13 protein-coding genes are annotated in these 16,773 nt (G+C 43.3%); 3 read left to right on the plus strand and 10 right to left on the minus strand.

Features of this window, described 5'->3' with window-relative positions; translation table 11 throughout:
* Positions 1-173: 173 nt before the first annotated feature.
* Positions 174-2,528 carry a hypothetical protein gene (locus tag Q0081_RS09500; RefSeq protein ID WP_298351951.1) on the minus strand — a complete coding sequence of 785 codons (2,355 nt, stop codon included), beginning with the start codon at positions 2,526-2,528 and terminating at the stop codon, positions 174-176.
* Positions 2,485-4,983: a hypothetical protein gene (locus Q0081_RS09505; RefSeq protein ID WP_298351954.1), complete on the minus strand. Its 2,499-nt coding sequence runs from the start codon at positions 4,981-4,983 to the stop codon at positions 2,485-2,487. The genes Q0081_RS09500 and Q0081_RS09505 overlap by 44 nt, the downstream gene beginning before the upstream one ends.
* Positions 4,984-5,081: 98 nt before the next feature.
* Here Q0081_RS09505 and Q0081_RS09510 point away from each other — a divergent pair, with 98 nt between their 5' ends.
* On the plus strand, positions 5,082-6,236 hold the full coding sequence (locus tag Q0081_RS09510) for an IscS subfamily cysteine desulfurase (protein ID WP_298351957.1): 1,155 nt from the start codon (positions 5,082-5,084) through the stop codon (positions 6,234-6,236).
* A gap of 7 nt (positions 6,237-6,243) precedes the next feature.
* On the opposite strand, the gene Q0081_RS09515 is transcribed toward Q0081_RS09510, so the two are convergent.
* The 8 genes from Q0081_RS09515 to Q0081_RS09550 all read right to left on the minus strand — a co-directional run bounded on the left by Q0081_RS09515 (position 6,244) and on the right by Q0081_RS09550 (position 13,421).
* Positions 6,244-6,636, minus strand: a complete 393-nt coding sequence (locus Q0081_RS09515; protein WP_298351959.1) for a VOC family protein — start codon at positions 6,634-6,636, stop codon at positions 6,244-6,246.
* The gene (locus Q0081_RS09520; protein WP_298351962.1) at positions 6,636-7,214 is read right to left on the minus strand and encodes a YdeI family protein; all 579 of its coding nucleotides are present in this window, start codon (positions 7,212-7,214) and stop codon (positions 6,636-6,638) included. Before Q0081_RS09520 ends, Q0081_RS09515 begins: the two co-directional genes overlap by 1 nt.
* 232 nt (positions 7,215-7,446) lie before the next feature.
* Positions 7,447-8,037: a hypothetical protein gene (locus Q0081_RS09525; protein WP_298351965.1), complete on the minus strand. Its 591-nt coding sequence runs from the start codon at positions 8,035-8,037 to the stop codon at positions 7,447-7,449.
* 67 nt (positions 8,038-8,104) lie between these two features.
* Positions 8,105-8,566: a hypothetical protein gene (locus tag Q0081_RS09530; RefSeq protein ID WP_298351968.1), complete on the minus strand. Its 462-nt coding sequence runs from the start codon at positions 8,564-8,566 to the stop codon at positions 8,105-8,107.
* 4 nt (positions 8,567-8,570) lie between these two features.
* On the minus strand, positions 8,571-9,428 hold the full coding sequence (gene yhdJ, locus Q0081_RS09535; RefSeq protein WP_298351971.1) for an adenine-specific DNA-methyltransferase: 858 nt from the start codon (positions 9,426-9,428) through the stop codon (positions 8,571-8,573).
* A gap of 123 nt (positions 9,429-9,551) precedes the next feature.
* Positions 9,552-11,333 (minus strand): ABC transporter ATP-binding protein, encoded by a 1,782-nt coding sequence (locus Q0081_RS09540; RefSeq protein ID WP_298351974.1) that lies wholly within the window; start codon positions 11,331-11,333, stop codon positions 9,552-9,554.
* Between the two features lie 91 nt (positions 11,334-11,424).
* Positions 11,425-11,910, minus strand: a complete 486-nt coding sequence (locus Q0081_RS09545) for a GNAT family N-acetyltransferase (RefSeq protein ID WP_298351977.1) — start codon at positions 11,908-11,910, stop codon at positions 11,425-11,427.
* Positions 11,911-12,134: 224 nt separating this feature from the next.
* Positions 12,135-13,421, minus strand: coding sequence for a hypothetical protein (locus Q0081_RS09550; protein WP_298351979.1), 1,287 nt, complete (start codon positions 13,419-13,421; stop codon positions 12,135-12,137).
* Positions 13,422-13,562: 141 nt separating this feature from the next.
* On the opposite strand from Q0081_RS09550, the gene Q0081_RS09555 reads away from it, so the two are divergent.
* Together Q0081_RS09555 and Q0081_RS09560 are read left to right on the plus strand one after the other, a co-directional pair.
* A complete protein-coding gene (locus Q0081_RS09555; RefSeq protein ID WP_298351981.1) occupies positions 13,563-14,810 on the plus strand; it encodes a helix-turn-helix domain-containing protein in 1,248 nt (415 codons plus the stop codon).
* 93 nt (positions 14,811-14,903) lie between these two features.
* A complete protein-coding gene (locus Q0081_RS09560) occupies positions 14,904-16,637 on the plus strand; it encodes a T9SS type A sorting domain-containing protein (protein ID WP_298351984.1) in 1,734 nt (577 codons plus the stop codon).
* Positions 16,638-16,773 lie beyond the last annotated feature (136 nt).

Raw genomic sequence — 16,773 nt, forward strand, 5'->3', positions numbered from 1 at the left:
GCAAAAATGGGAGTTTCGATTTTAAAACGCAACTATTTTCTAAAAATTTATTGCAAAAATAATTGCTTAAAACGACGGTGGAGTACTTAGTGGCTTGTTTATCAAGGGATTTAGTAGTGTATTTTTCTTGAAAATTTTTTGCGATTTATTGTAAACAGTCGACCAATTATGATCTATTGACCTATAAAATCCCGATAGGTGCTGCATTCTTCAATCACTTCGCGGGTGTATTGGGTAGTGGGATATTTGCTTTTTAAGAGCCCAAAGTAAGCACCAAGCCTTTTTTTAGACTCTGCATTCATGCGGGCCATGAAGGCGGCTTGCTCATTTTCGGAATAACCCACATTACGGCCTTCGGCAGCCTCGAACAATTTAAAGGCATTTCGTTCGCACATGGAGGCTCCAAAGGCGGCTTTGGCGGCTATTTCGGAATTTTTGGTGAGTTGAAGGGCTTTTTCAAAATAGGTCTTGGCTTGCGTAGCAGCAAAATAGTCTTCTCCTGACAAATCACGCGGTGGGTACATGTATTGGTATTCTGCACTGCTCCATTGTCGTTGGGAAAGTATCCAGCTATTTCCCCAATAGCCCGTATTGTAAGCACCGCAACCGAGTAAATAAGCGGCTTCTGCATCTCCTGCTTTCATTTTCTTTTCCAATTCCGTCATTCGCTTGGCAAAGGTGGCGGGAGTGACGGTTTCTTCCGCATTTTGGCCGTTGTCGGGGTTGATATAAAAAGGATTGCTGTCAAGGTAAGTGGCAAAGGGCTCCTGCTTCCAAGTTTGAGGGGATACTTTCCCAAAAGCCTCGGCGGCTTCGGCATAGTGATGTTGGCTGAGGTATTTTCGTCCCAATACAATGTACATGTAGTTAGCGTCAATTCCTGAGAGTTTAACTAAACGTTTGTCGAAATCCCCCAATGTGGGCTGCTGAATGTATTTCAATACTTCCTGAACGGATTCCGCCGAAGCACTGTCTTCTACGGCGTAGCGGTCGGTATTGGTGGCAAAAGCGGAGGCGTAGCCGTCGGCGTTTTGGGGGCGAGATTGCCAACTGGCTGCTGATTCTAATAAAAAGGCTTTGGCTAAATGGATTCCGCCGGCATTCTCCTGTTTTTTAGAACTGCACCCAGATAACCATCCACCCGATTTCTTATCGTCCAAGGGTTGTCCACGGTACATTTTAGCCAAGAGGCCACAGGCGCGGGTATAGGCATTGACCACGCGGAAATTGTCCGATTTTCTAAACTGTTCCAACATTCCAATCGCCTGATTTTCAAATTCAGGGGTAATCTTATCTTGTTTGGCAATCAATAACAGCATTTGCTGAATGGACATTTGCTGTTTTAGGTACGAATTTTGAGTGGAGGCCGCCTGTGCTTTGGTCAGGTAATCACCTGACTTATCGTAGTTTTTGTTCACATAAGCAATGTAAGAGGCGGCCGTATACCAAAAAGCAGGATTGCCCAGGCTTTTATTTTCGGCATTATTGGCATTGAATTCACCGAGTTGCTCAAAATACGTAGAGGACTCAGCACGGCGATTTTCAAAAGCGGCGGTATCTTCTACGTAAGGAATTTCACCGAGTGAATAATATTCATTTTTGTTGATTTCCCGGGCTGTAATGAGCTCAATGAGCTTATTTTTAGGATTGAGTTCTACAATTTTTTTCAACATGGGTAAACCATCTTCCAGCGGTTGAATGGCACAAAGGGCATAAACAGCTGCCTTCTCGGCGTCATTTTGACAATAACTCAGCGCTTTTTCCTGAAACTTGATTCCTTTGGAGCGCAGGCTCAAATCCGCTTCGCGGCGGCGAGAGGGGCAACGTTCAAAAACCAAGGCAAACTCGTAAATGGCTTTGGCGGTATCACCCAAAGATAATGTGGCTCCTGCTTTGCGCGCAAAAGCCCAATCGCTGATAAAAGTCTTGGTTTTGAGGGGTTGGATGAATGTCTCATATATTTCAAGGCAGTCTTCGGGCTGATAATTCATCATCGCTAACTTCACCGCTTGAAAAGCGTAGCGTTCTTTTAAAAATACATCTGTGGTGGTGCTCGCCAACTGCCGCGCTGTCTGAAAAGACTCCACTAAGACCAAGGAATCTTTGTAACTTTCTTCCCATGAATGAACGGCAGGTTGATAGGCTTTTTCAACAGCTTTAGCAAATTGAAGATAGCTAACGGCAGCTTTGTTGCCTTTGAGCATCAGCCGATTGGGAAGGGTATTGTTTGCAGTTTCTGTATAAAAGTAGTTGTAAGCAACGGCTTCGCTGACACCGGCATAATTGGCCCAGGCTTGGGCGTTGGTATTTTCACCCAGTTGAAGTGAATCGCTGTATTCGTCCAAATATAAAAACTGCTGGGTGTAGTGATACCGCCCGTCACCTTCCTGAACTGTAGCACTTTCAGGAAGGAAATAGCTGGTAAATTCGTTCAAATCGGCGGGGCCACTCGCACAGGCAAGTAAAATCAGAACGGCAACAGTTTTAGTGGAATGTTTGAAATACCTGTTGAAGGGAATCTTTTTCATAATAGGTAAAATTGAGCGAATCCAGATGATATAATGCAAATGTAACTTTTGTATTTTGAATTTCTTGGGCTAAAGTTTGGCCGCTTATTTTAAGGTTTTCAACGGTACTTTCTTCGATTCTGAAACGGTCTCCGCGACGGATGGAAAGTCCTCGAAAAAGCGTGTCGCGCAGGGCAATGTATTGATTGATTTGGAGCGCTTTTTTGAAGGTTTGGTTTTGTTCTAAGTCTTTGTGATTCAAATGGTTGATGAATGCAACAAACCTGCCATTACGATAAAGGATGGCCCAATTAAAGATGGGTAAAACAACATCCAAAGGCAAAGGATAGTCGGAGATATAATCTGCATAACGTCCGGCTACCGTTAAATCCAAAATAGAGTTTTGAGTACGGATATTTTTCCAGTCATCCATGTTGTAATACATCAGCATTCCGCGCTGGACGGGAGGAATGCCCGTGGTGCGATAAAACTTGATTTGATGCAATCGAATGGTGGCGGATAGACGCGTAGCAGAGGGTAGTGCTTGTTTGATTTGGGCTAATAATCGGAAGTATTTGGCGCGAGTGGAAAGGGTCCAATCGCAATCAAATTGCACCTCATCCCCAGGTGGAAAAGAAGAGGGTTGGATTAGACTTATCTTTTGTACAATTTTCGTTGCCAATTCATCCACTCCACCCCATGAAAGTTTTTCCAACGTTCGGTTGGTGATAAATACGGTGGGTACGAACTCCAAAGGAGGATTTTCTTTGAAATGAATAACTGCTTTGGGAATGGCCTGACGCGTGGCGACATCCCAATCCACGTCAAAAAATTTGATGTAGAGACGTGTTGCTCCGTATTTTTTGAGGGCTTCTTTTTCGTAATCGGAAAGTTCAAAAGTGGATTTCCAGTAATAAAAAGCCCGCGTGATTTGCTTGGGTTTTTGTGGGAGTTTTGGCGCGAAATAGCGGAGGTACCACGAATTGGCTTTGCCCAGATACTGAGCCACTACATCAAATTCTCCCCAATGATAACGGCTTAAATAATGAATAGGGTAGGGGGTGAAATCAGTGATTTTTTTATCAACAATGGCAGTGTAAGGTTGTTTGGTCAACCATCGTAAATGATGTTTTAGAGGGAGTAAACAACAAATAAACAAGAAACTCCCCATCACAATGTTGGTATAAATGCCTGTGATTTTGAGAGAGTTCAACCCCTTCCCAATACCCCAACACAGTACCAATGTAGCAGGTAAACTTGCTCGACGTGCCAAGTCGTTGAAATGCCCATAACGATATAGCGCCAGCCCCAAAAGCACAATCAGTGCAGCTAAAGAAAGCTTGAAATCTTCCTTTGAAATGGCATTTTTTTTCTTCAGAAACCACATTACAACACCCCAAAAACCGATTTCAATCATCAAAAAAGTGGCCAGCAAAACATATTCATGGGGCGTTTTCAGGAAGCTCGACCACCAACCCTGTACGTCGTGCAGCGGTACGTGTCCAGCGTAGAAAATAAGGGCAGGGAGAGAAATGAAAAGGAGTAGTGAGTAGCGAGTAGTGAGTAATGAGTAGTGAAAGTGTTGTTTTTCGCTACTGGAATTACCTGAATGATCACGCCTGAAATAATCAAAAACAATAAATGGCAATAACCCCACAGCCACCAACGGCGACCAATACAATAAGACAGTAAACAGTAAACAGTAAACAGTAAACCCTTTCCTACCTCGACACTCTAAATTCTGCACTTGACACTCATTACGACACTCCAAAAACACTCCCGTTGCCAGCCAAGCGGGAAGGGCGTGCTGGGGAGCTGCCGTAAACGATTCTACGTGACTCGGAAACATCAAACCGCCGGGCGTTTGTATTAACTCAATCGTATGGTCGTTGGTCCATAAATCAGCGAGTGTGTAGCCGATGGTGTGTGGGGATTTGAAGGCTTCGTAAATCAATAAAATGGCTTCGGGACTGTTGAAGAAAATAAACAATATTACTAATGTCCACCCGCCAATTCGGTGGAGTAATTGGAAAAGCAGAGTCAGCCCCAACCATGTCCACCCAAAAACATAAAAGTGAACAGCACTGATACCGCCCAGCCATTTAGCGAGCAGTGCAGGAGGGAGATAATAAGCAGGATAATAGCACAAATAAGTGCCATCCGAATAGCGAACGGGCCACTCATAACGGACCAAGTTGTTGACAATCAGGTTGTGCTTAAAATAATCAAAATGTTGGGGGCGAAAGCCGCCTACGCCCGCTAAGTAGGTCCAAACGAAGGCAAGAGCGAAACAAATAAGGAGCGAATAATAAGGTAGTTGAGGAGGGGAGATTGGTTTCTCAAGACCAATTACTTTCCAAAAAAACGCAGCCAATGCTACCGTACAGGGCAAAGCTACCCACCAATCAAACCAACCCCACCAAAATAAGAGGAGGGGGAAAGAAATATAAACGAGTACAGCAGTCGTAGTTTTCATAAAGGCAACTTCGCAAAACTACAAAATAAGCCCTGTTTTTGCAGGTGTTTTGTTTTTGAAAACAGGTTCGTTATTTTCGTAAAAAAATAACGACTTTCATGCGTTTGCCTGTTTATTTGGATTACAATGCAACAACCCCCGTTGACCAGCGCGTGCTTACTGCGATGTTGCCTTGGTTTACGGAACAATTTGGTAATGCAGCGAGCCGCACCCATTTATACGGTTGGACAGCGGAAGAAGCCGTTGCGCAAGCGCGTAAACAGGTAGCTAAATTGCTAAATGCCAATCCTAAAGAGATTGTTTTTACGAGCGGAGCGACAGAGGCTAACAATTTGGCTATCAAAGGGGTATTTGAAAAATTGAGTTATAAAGGACGCCATATTGTTACCGTAGCCACGGAGCACAAAGCTGTTTTGGATACCTGTCATCATTTAGAACAATTGGGGGCGGAAGTTACTTACTTAACACCTTCTGCTGACGGACTGATCACGCCTGAACAGCTGGCGGAGGCTCTGCGGAAAGAGACCATTTTGGTGTCGGTCATGTATGCCAACAATGAGATTGGAGTGATTCAGCCGATTCGTGAACTGGCAGCGGTTACGCATCAGGCAGGAGCCTTGTTTCATACCGACGCCACCCAAGCCGTGGGTAAATTGCCCCTTGATGTACAAGCCGAAGGGATTGATTTACTGAGTCTTTCGGCGCACAAACTGTATGGGCCGAAAGGAATTGGAGCGTTGTACGTTCGGCAGGGAATTGAGGTTGTTTCGCAGATGGACGGGGGCGGTCACGAGCGAGGAAGGCGTTCGGGAACCCTCAATGTACCTGCTATTGTAGGGCTGGGAAAAGCCTGCGAATTGGCACAGAAAGAGATGAAAACCGAGTCTGAAAGACTGCGCCAACTGCGTGACCGATTGGAAAGTGCTGTTTTGGAAAACGTACCGGATACGTTCGTAAACGGGAGCGCAACTCACCGACTGTCTCATCTCACCAATATTTGTTTTGAACACATTGACGGTGAAAATCTGCTTCTCAACTTGAAAGACATCGCCGTTTCTACGGGGTCGGCCTGCACGTCGGCTTCCGTTTTGCCCTCGTATGTACTTAAAATGCTTGGACTTAGCGATGATCAGGCGTATGCTTCCCTTCGTTTCAGTTTGGGCCGTTTTACGACGGACGAAGAAATCGACTTTGCCATTCAGCACATTGGCGAGGTGGTGAGAAAAATGCGAATGGATGTAAGTTACTCGTAAACAGCCTCTACGCGGTTGGTCCTATCAAATCCCATAAATTGCCGTACAAATCTTCAAATACCGCTACCGTTCCATAGATTTCTTCGGAAGGTGGACGAACAAACCGTACTTCCTTAGCTACCAATTGATGATAATCGTGCCAAAAATCGTCGGTGTGTAAAAACAGGAATACGCGTCCTCCTGTCTGATTTCCGACGCGGCTGAGTTGTTCTTCTCCCACGGCTTTGGCCAGCAACAACCGGCATTCGGTTGAACCCGGCGGAGCCACCAAAACCCAGCGTTTAGTCTCGCTCAAAGGAGTATCTTCCAGGAGGCGAAAGCTCAGTTTTTCGGTATAAAATTGGATGGCTTCGTCGTAATCTGCTACGACCAAGGCGATATGTGCTATTTGTTGTTTCATTAAAACCGGTTAGGTTTCTGTTTCAGAGCAGCCAATTTTGCTATTTCTCTAATGCGTTTCTGTCGGGTTTCGGGTTGTTTGGCAAGGACCAGCCGTTGTAGCATCGCTTTCCTGACCGACTTGCTTAAACTTAGAAAAAAGTCTTTAGAACCAGGTTGGGTGTTAAATTCAATTTCCAAGTCGTGGGGCAGTATCAATTCTTCTACCTCGTCTAAAATCGTCCACGAGCCGTTTTGTTTTGCGGTTTCAATACTTTCCAACCCCGCCTGTGTCATGAGTCCGGCCTCTATCAGTTGTCTGATTTTTTCTTTGTTTACTCTTGACCATGTTCCGTTGGGTTTTCTTTTGCTGAAAAACTGTACGAACGTTTCACTATCCAGCGTTTTTCGGACGCTGTCTATCCAGCCAAAACAAAGTGCTTCGTCCACGGCTTCGCTCCAGGAGATGGTGGGCACGCCGGACTTCTTTTTATAATGCACAAGCCAAACAGCTTGTTTTGAACGATGGTTTTCTTCTAACCATTGTCGCCATTGCTGTTTGCTTGTCGGGCAAAAAGTTTCTATTTCTTTTTTCTCCATTTTTCTTATTTCATCAAAAAAACTACGCCGAAAATTTGTTGGCCAATTCCGTAGCTGTCAACAGTCGTTTTGTTTGAAATTGGGTTAAGATGGCAATCAGCCGCGAAAGTCGTTTGGTATCATTGTCATTCATTCGTCCAATTTTTCAGAGGAGGGTTTTGGTCAGCGGCCATTAGGATGAGGTCGTTGGTGTTTTTCACCGACGACGGCGCTAAAAATTGGTGCTATCGTTTTATTCGGCATCATCAAGTTCTTCTGTTTCAGTATAGTTAAACTCTACCTTACTTTGAGCAATAATTTCGTTGAGAATATTATTCAAGTAACCTAATTTGATGGTTTCACCAAAACGCTGATTTAAGATTGGAATATTGATTACTTCTTCAATGCAAGCCATATACTTTTCAATGATAGCAGTTACTAAATAAATTTTGTTGGCATTAGCTTTTATTTTGCCCAAGAGGCTTTCAATAGCTTCGTCTGATTTAATGACGAATGTTATCGGGAACTTTTGAATTTTATCTATGTCAAGAAAGTATTTTTTAAAATCAAGGGTTTCTGTTACTTGAAAGAAACGCCCTAATGGTTGCATAACAAAATCAATTCTGCCATCATTGGCATTTGTTCTTCCTGTCTTGAAAAGTTTTAAATTGTCTTTCCTGAGATTATCAATTTTATAGCCCCAAAATATGTGTTGGTCGTGATAATAGAATTTCAAAATTGAATAGCTGACAATTTCAAAAAGTCTTGCGTCAACATTGGGTGCAAGTAAGCCGCTGATAAATTCAATAACCTGTTCTGGTTTTGAACTTTCAACTTCTTGCATTTCTACACAAGCTGTGATGAACCGTTGAAAAGAATCTTGCTTTGTCTTTGCATATTCGTTTATAATTTCAATGTATAGCAGAGGCGGTATTATAAACCTTTTCTCCAATTTTTATTTTGAGTAAATTCTCATTTATCCAATACCTTTTATTTATGTTTTGTATTATTGGGATTTCGTTATGGTATTTATTATTAAATTCTTTATTAACCCTATTATTAAATGAATGATTTTGAGTTTTTCCTCCAAAAGGAAGTTCTCTTGCACGAGTTAATAAGGACGAAAATATTGCTCCTTCATAATCTGCATATTTCCCCTCGCTATCAAATTTTTTGGTAAGGTAATCTTCAATTATTACATACATCGAATATAATGTCCCAAAGCTACCTCTGGATTTAGAGCCTTTGTTTGCTGAACGAGTTTTTTCATTTATGTATTGAAGTAATTGGCTCTTTTCGTAAATATCTTCTGCATCGCTTCCAAACTTGTTGTCTAATATTGCTTTTATACTAGCCGTGAATGTATGTTCCATTGGGTTATTCAAATAATTTTAAGTTTTGGACGGTTGCTATTTTTTCGGTTTCAAAGGTTCGTATTTCTTTTTGAAGTTTCTCCCCTTTATATTCTTTGGCTAATTGCAATCTTCGTAGTCCGATTTTAACATATTCGTCTTGCATTTCAATTCCAATACATTTCCTGTTCAGTTCTTTTGCAACTGCACAGGTTGTAAAAGTGCCTGAAAAGGGGTCTAAGACCAAATCTCCTTCTTTAGAACTTGCTTTTATTATTCTTTCAAGTAATGCAATCGGTTTTTGTGTTGGATGATTTTCGTATTCGTCCATACGATAACGAACTCTTGCGAAATCCCAAACATTGCCTGGAACTTTCTCTGTATTATAAATTGTCGGTACAGCTTTACGATAGTCTATTAGCTTTCTTTTTGAACCTGTTTTTGCTTCAACTAAGATATCGTTTGCATTGAAAGTGTAATTGTCTTTATCCTTTACACAATACAAAATTGGCTCGTACATTGAGCCAAAATATTTTTTAGTCTGCACTCCGGAACTGTCGTAACTCCAAACAATTCTTGATAAAACAGATAGTTTTTTGCGAAGGAATATGTCAAAATATGGCATAAACTGTGTTGCAGTCATTACATAAAAACTACCGTTGGGTTTAAGTTTTTTTATGCAGAGGTCAAGCCATTCATAGCACCATTCTAAATAGGCTTCTTCAGTCGGCCATTTTTCTATGTGGCCATTAAAATTTTTGCCAATGTTGTAGGGTGGGTCAGCAAAAAACAAGTCAACAGAATTGTCAGCAACTTGTGTCCTTAAAGCTTCTAAAGCGTCACCGTGAATTATTTTATGAGTGTCTGTTCCAAATATTTCCATTCTCAAACGATTATGCTAATAAATTCAGGTAAAATTAATAAAAATGATCAGGATACTTGCAATATTAGAGTATCTCAAAAAATGACGTATTGCACGTAGATTGACTCATGTTTTCTGCAACTTTTACACCTCCTCACCCTGCAACTGCTTTTCGTACAGTTCTTTGTAGATGCCGTTTTGTTCAATTAATTCATTGTGCGTGCCTTGTTCCACTACCTGTCCTTCGTCCAATACCAGGATAAAATCAGCCAATTTAGCCGATGATACGCGGTGGGAGATAATGACCGACGTGCGGTCTTGCATGATGCGTTGGAGATTGGTCAAAATCGTGTTTTCGGTTTGGGTATCTACCGCCGAGAGGCAGTCGTCCAGAATCAGAATTTTGGGGTTGCGGGCAATGGCGCGGGCAATGGAAAGCCGTTGTTTTTGTCCGCCCGAAAGCGTAATGCCGCGCTCGCCCACGCGGGTTTCAAATCCTTCGGGAAAATCTTTGATGTTGGCGTAAAGGTCAGCGTCTTTGGTGGCCTGTTCAATGCGCTCAAAAGACATATTGGTCGCGCCAAAGGCCACATTTTGCGCGATGGAATCTGAAAACAAAAAGACATCCTGCGGCACGTAACCCATTTGTCCGCGAAGGGACTGAATATTGTAATCTTTCAGCTCAATGCCGTCAATCAAAATCGCGCCTTCTGTGGGGTCATAGAGGCGCGTAAGCAGATTGGCAACGGTGCTTTTTCCTGAACCCGTTGTTCCCAAAATAGCCACCGTTTCCCCCGCTTTTACGGTGAGGTTGAAGTGTTTGAGGGCGTTGATACCCGTATCGGGGTAAATGAAAGAAACGTCTTTAAAACTGATTTCTCCCTGAATATCGTGTTGAAGATTTTTCTTGGAAACCAAATCCGTTTTGGTGTGCAAAAACTCGTTGATACGCACCTGCGAGGCCGCTGCGCGTTGGATTTGGCTAGTGGTCCAGCCCAAGGCCATCACAGGCCACGTAAGCATACTCACGTACAAAATAAACTCGGTAATGTTGCCGGGAGTTAGTCGCCCGGCCATGATTTCGTGACCACCCACGTACACAATCAGTACGTTGCTGAGTCCTACCAAAATCACGATAAAGGGATAAAACAACGAGTCAACCAGAGTCAGACTCAGCGATTTATTGCGGTAATCGTTGCTTTGGGTGACGAAATTGCGGATTTGTTCCCGCTCACGCACAAATGCTTTGATAACCCGAATACCCGAAAACGATTCCTGTACGTAGGTAGAAACGCTGGAAAGCTGCGCCTGTAACGCTTCCGACCGTTTCATGATAATGCTGTTGACGTAATAAATACTGATGGACAGAATGGGAAGCGGAAGCAACACGTAAAACGAAAGCTTGGCATTGACCGAAACCATGTAGCTAATCACCAAAATAAACAGCGTAATGAGGTTGATGCCGTACATAATCGAAGGCCCGACGTACATCCGCACTTTGTTGACATCTTCCGAAATCCGCGCCATTAAGTCACCCGTGTTATTGCGGCGGTAAAAACTCAACGGCAGCGTTTGGTAGTGCGCATAAATCTCGTTTTTGAGGTCAAACTCAATGTGCCGCGACATGACGATGAGTGTTTGCCGTACCAAAAACAAGAAGACGCCTTTCAACAAGGCCATGACCAAAATCAAAATCCCGAACAACAGAATCGTAAACGCAAATACGTCGTAAAGGTCGGGTTGTAGGGCGGAGCCTTTGAACAAAAAATACACGTCGAGCGTATCTTTCACCAAATCAAGGGCATAGCGTACCAATTGCGCAGGAAGAATCCCGAAAAGATTGGAGATAATGGTAAAAAGCGTACCCAAAATCAGGTACCACTTGTATTTGACCAGGTATTTGTTGAGGTGAGCAAGTGCTTTCAAAGGCGAGGAGGATTCGTTGGTGGTTGTCGGTAATTAGCTTTTGGTTTAACACTATTTTTTTTGAAAACGTTTGCAGGGTGTCTTCATTCCCTCACAAAATCAACTCGAACTGCACTTCCCGCACGGGGCGTCCCCATTCGGAATGAAACCGTTCGCCCGTAAACTGAAACCCAAATGTTTCGTACAAATGCAGGGCGGCCAACAGCTCGTCAAAGGTTTCAAGGTTGATTTTTTGGTAACCCACTTTACGACAAAAATCTACGGCCTCCTGCATTAATTTCCGCCCCAAACCGCGTCCGCGAACCGAAGGGTGCAAAATAAGGGTTCGCAAATGGGCAATTTCGGGTTTTTCCTGAAAAATGATGATGGTTTCTACCATTTGCCGATCCATTTCCGCTATCCAAATCCGTTCTTTTTCATGGTTTTGATGTTGGACAAAATGGACTAAAAACTCGGCCATTTCAATGTCATTAAGGAGGCCCATACCATACTCACGGGCATAAATATCGCCAATTAGATAGATGATGTAGCCCATGTCGCCGGGGCGAAAGTCGTTGCGGATAGTAATTTCAGACATAAGGTCTCATTAGTAGTGGGTTTGGTAATTTTAAGCTTCGGATAACTATTACTGGAAAATATTATTTGGTGAGCCCGTTACTTTTCTTGCTTGCCCAAGAAAAGTAACCAAAAGAAGGGCACTTTTTGCCAACGCTTCCTCGCACAGCCTGCGCGCGCCCCGCGGCAAAAAGGAGCCAACTGCACAAGGATTTTGTTTTTAATTATTTTAAGATTGGCGAACTCTTAAGGAACACTTTCCAGTAACCAATCAAAGGGTTTGTCGGCTAATGGAAATGGATGTTTTCGTCGTTTTAATACTACCCGTAAAGAGTCGTTTTGGACTTTTCCTTTCAGCAATACGGTGTTGGAATCGGGCAAAGAACACTGCAACGTAAACAGCGAAAGGCTATCGGTGGTGCGCTTTTTAAACGAAATGTTTTGCTTCAACGAATCGAGGCTATAGGCAAAATAAGCACGATTATAGCGGATTCGAAAAAGGGTATCAGAGGTTTGCACACTCCCGCCTGTGTATTCGTCAAACACGACATCCTTCCACCGCAGGCTATCATTCGCCATGCGTCCGTTGGTTTCAAAAGTCGTTACGTCAAAAATTCCCGTCGTGAGGAGTTCTTTCTTTGGAGTTGAATTGAACGGCTTGAGCGTACTTTCATACGAACTGTAAAAAGGTATAATAATGAACAGAATGACAAACGCCACTTTCAGCAAAAGACGCCCGTTTTGCATCCATTTTTTAGGCAGTTGATACGTGGAGGCCGGAGCAGTGGCTCGGTTCAACACGAAAAAATCAAGCAGCCGTTGGGCATCTGAAACGAGCAAAATCGTACTGTAAACAAAAAGGTGAATGGAAAACAGCTTGACGGGAATATTGTAGGAAAGATTGAGCATCATCACATTCATAAAAACAGCGGCTGCAATGAATGCTCCCAACGTACTTGTTCGACGGTAAATCAATAAAAATCCCGCCAAACATTCGGCCGCTCCCGAAAAAACCTCGTATGGTGTGGAATACCCAATAAAAAACCACGACAGGCGCATGGGTGAAAAATCGCCAAGGGGAGTTGCCAATTGGCTCAAACTTGGAAAGGTCATTTGCAGGGCAAAAAGCTTAATGATACCGTACAGGAAAGCCACCATAGCCACGTAGTATCGAAGGACGATAAGGAGCCAATAATAACCTTGTTCGTAGTTTTTGCGGCGCATATCAAGCAACGTCCATACAACCGTTCCTACTCCGGCAATGAGGGTAATTAGGCAAAGATAGGCGTAGACATACGAAGTATCGCCGCTGCCCGCGGGGGAAATCAATACGTCTTTGACGTGAAAAATGTATTGGTTGGCCAGCTCTACCCCCCATTTTTCGATTTGACCGTACCATTCACCTAAGATATTAATGATGGGTAGTTGGCCCACCCATTGCAAAGGAAAAGTGTAAAAGAAGGTATAGATGACGATAAAACGAAAGATAACCTTCCGCCAAAGCGGCCATTGGGTAGAGGAGAATGAGGGCATAGAGTTTAGGATTTGGGGATGGTTAACGCGTAGATTTACGAAAAAATGGCTAAATTTTGACCATCTTTCTAAGCCATCGTTATAAAACCTGCAAAAAGGTACCAGAACGTGTTTTTGAAAAGAGAAAAAGACGCTAACGGGATGAAGTTATTTGTACTGCATGTGTTATTTCTGCTGATAGGGAATTGGGCCGGTGCCCAAATTTTAATCAATTACCGTGATACTCCGCCTGATATTGATGCGGACGCTCGTGATTGGAATTCTCCATTATATACGTTTAAGCAAAAAGCACAATTTGTTAAATCTCCTAATGAAGTCCGCTATGCTTTCGGTTTTGATGAAACGAATCTATACGGAATTTTCAAGGTAAAAGATAAGCATCTCACGGACCTTGCTCAGGATAAAAGCGGCAGTCCCAGAATTATGTACAATGATGCGATAGAGTTCTACATAGATACCCAAAATAATAGCAGTGTCTTTATGAATGATGATGATTTTCAGTTGATTATGGACTGTACAGGTCATTTGACGGTGTTTCGGGGCGGAGATAAATTTCTGATGAAAGTGGAAAGGTCTCGCGTACCTAAAGATACCGTTACCGCCCATTTTGTCATGGATTATAAAGCAAAACTTCGGGGCAGTGTCAACGATAATTCGGATGTGGATGAAGGCTATATGATAGAATTTCAGGTAGCTTGGGCGGCATTAGGCGTACGACCTAAACCGAATGAATGCTTTAAAATAGACGTTTGTCTCAACGATGCGGACGAGTTTGTAGACATTCGGCCTTTGTCAGATGAAGCTGCCATTCCTTTCTACGCATTTCAAAGTATGGAGGGAAACAACGATTTTGGGTTCCCCAACAAATGGCCGAAAGCTATTTTACACGGACAGGCCTCGGTTTGGAAAAAAATCTGGTTAGCGTTGGGGAATGCCGTTTGGGGACTCCTTGGGTTTTTTTTGGTAGAAGCAAGTTGGATGATAGTTCGATTGCAGAGAAGCAAGCCCCTTGTCATTCGGGAAAAAGTGGTTCAGGTAGTGGGACAAAAGGAGGTTAATGTGAACAAAATTTTTGTTTCAAAAGCGACACTTTTTGTTTCTGAAAATCTTCAAAAAGACCTTTTGCCCTCCGACCTTGCGGCATATTTCAACGTAAGCCTTCGCCAGCTTCAACGACAGTTCAGGGAAGAAGCCGATACTACTCCGACTGATTTAATTCGAAAAATAAAACTGGAAAAAGCGGCACAGTTGCTCATGACATCTTCTAAAAATATTGCTGAAATTGCGTACGAATTGGGTTTTTCTGATCCTACTTATTTTTCCCGTCTTTTTAAGAAACACTTTGGAGAAACCCCCTCCAAATTTCAGGATAATGCCCGAGCAACGTAGCTTGGCGCGATTATACCAGTTTTTGTCGTTTTTGTAACAGTCTTTTTGCCGCCAAAATCGGAGATTTGTACTTTGCTTATCCTCCTTCAAGTTATGATACGTCAAGGCTTTTTACTGATGACTTTTTATTTTGTTTATGGGCTGATTATAGCCCAAACACTTCCTGCTTTTCCGGGTGCGGAAGGTTTTGGCGCACTGGTTGCGGGCGGGCGCGGCGGTACTGTTTACTACGTTACAAATCTCAATTGTTCGGGGCCGGGCTCTCTGCAAAATGGGCTTAATCAGGCAGGTGCTAAGTATATTTTGTTCAAAGTAAGCGGTATTATCCCCTGCGCCGCCGAAGTTTTTAAAGGAGATGTGACTATCGCCGGACAAACTTCTCCGGGAGGGATTATAGTGCGAGGAATTATTTTAGACGAAATCTACGAGCAAAATACCGTTTCCCGTAACGTCATTATTCGACACTTGCGCTCGCGCCCGAAACCCGGACAGACATTACCTAACCAAGGATACGTTTTGGACGATGGCCTGCGCCTTGATGGCGCTTCTAATGTGATGGTTGACCATTGTTCGTTTGCTAATGCGATTGATGAATGTGTGCAAATTTCGCATTCCCGCAACATCACTATCCAAAACTGTATGCTTTCCGAAACGCTGGGAGAGCATTTCAATCTGGGGGGAATGCTCATTAACTATTCCCGTTCTGACTACCCGCAAGATAACATCAGTATTCACCATAATGTTTGGAATCGAATTGGAGGGCGGTTTCCCGAAATTTCCTGCGAGTCGCCGTATTGCAGTTCGGCACCGCTAAATATTGAAATTACGTCTAACCTTTTTTGGGACCAACAGATTCAGACGTGGTATAACTCCTGTACTTCGGGAGGAAGCGACTGCACCAATTTCCGTTTGAATATGAATTTTACGAATAACTATGCTGTGGTGCGCAATTCGTACAATGGGCCGCTGGCATCCACTGATTTTCTGTCGAATGCCAATAATCGCCTGTTTGTGTCGGGCAATCGCCTGAGTCGTTATGCGCAATATTCAGATTATCAGTTATTTTATTGCTGCGACGATTTCAATGCCAATGCCCCTAACACCAATTTAGGCGCGGCGCAACGATTGATGGCTCGGAATAATTTCCCGTTGATTTCACCGACACCCGCAACGGACATGCCCGATTACGCAGCTAAATATGTAGGCGCTTTTCCCCGCGACCCGATGGATAGACGCCTGCTTTCGCCGATTTCTCAAAAAAGCATTGCTCCGCAAGCCATCAACGGTTCCGATTTTTTTAATGATGCTTTTTTACTCGACTTTACCACGCCTCCTGTTCCCCCTATTGATACAGACAACGACGGGATCCCCAATGAGTGGGAAACGGCGAACGGCCTCAATCCGAATGTACAAGACCACAACGGAATACAACTTTCTAAGAAATTTACGGGCGCGCAGGGATATACCAATTTGGAATGTTATCTCAACGAATTGTCTGATAAATTGGTGGGACAAAACGGTGTGATTGTTACGCCCCCAAGTACGACTATCACGGGTATCGAACTTATCTCCGGCGAACGTGTATCAGTGATTATTAGTCCCAATCCTACCGAAACGGGTATTTCGGTGAAAGTGACGGGTCAAACGATTTCGCCTTGGCGATTTGAGATGATAGACAGTTTGGGAAGAATAGTAATGCAGGAAAACAACATCATAACATTAGAAAAATCGACGCTTTTGCCACGCCTGTTGCCTGGTGGTACGTACATTATACGGATTTACTTAGACGGGCAGACACTCTCCAAAAGGATTGTGGTCTTAAAATAAATGGGCTAACTTGCATAAGGGTGTAGGACAAGTTTATTAAGCCGCCATTTTTATTAAATCGGTTACTTTATTGCACTGATTGTTTTTAAAAGCGACCCTAATATTAGCTACTTGTTGCAAACCTGTTTTAGTCCAC

It is taken from the genome of Runella sp. (genome assembly GCF_027484545.1).
Lineage (GTDB): Bacteria > Bacteroidota > Bacteroidia > Cytophagales > Spirosomataceae > Runella.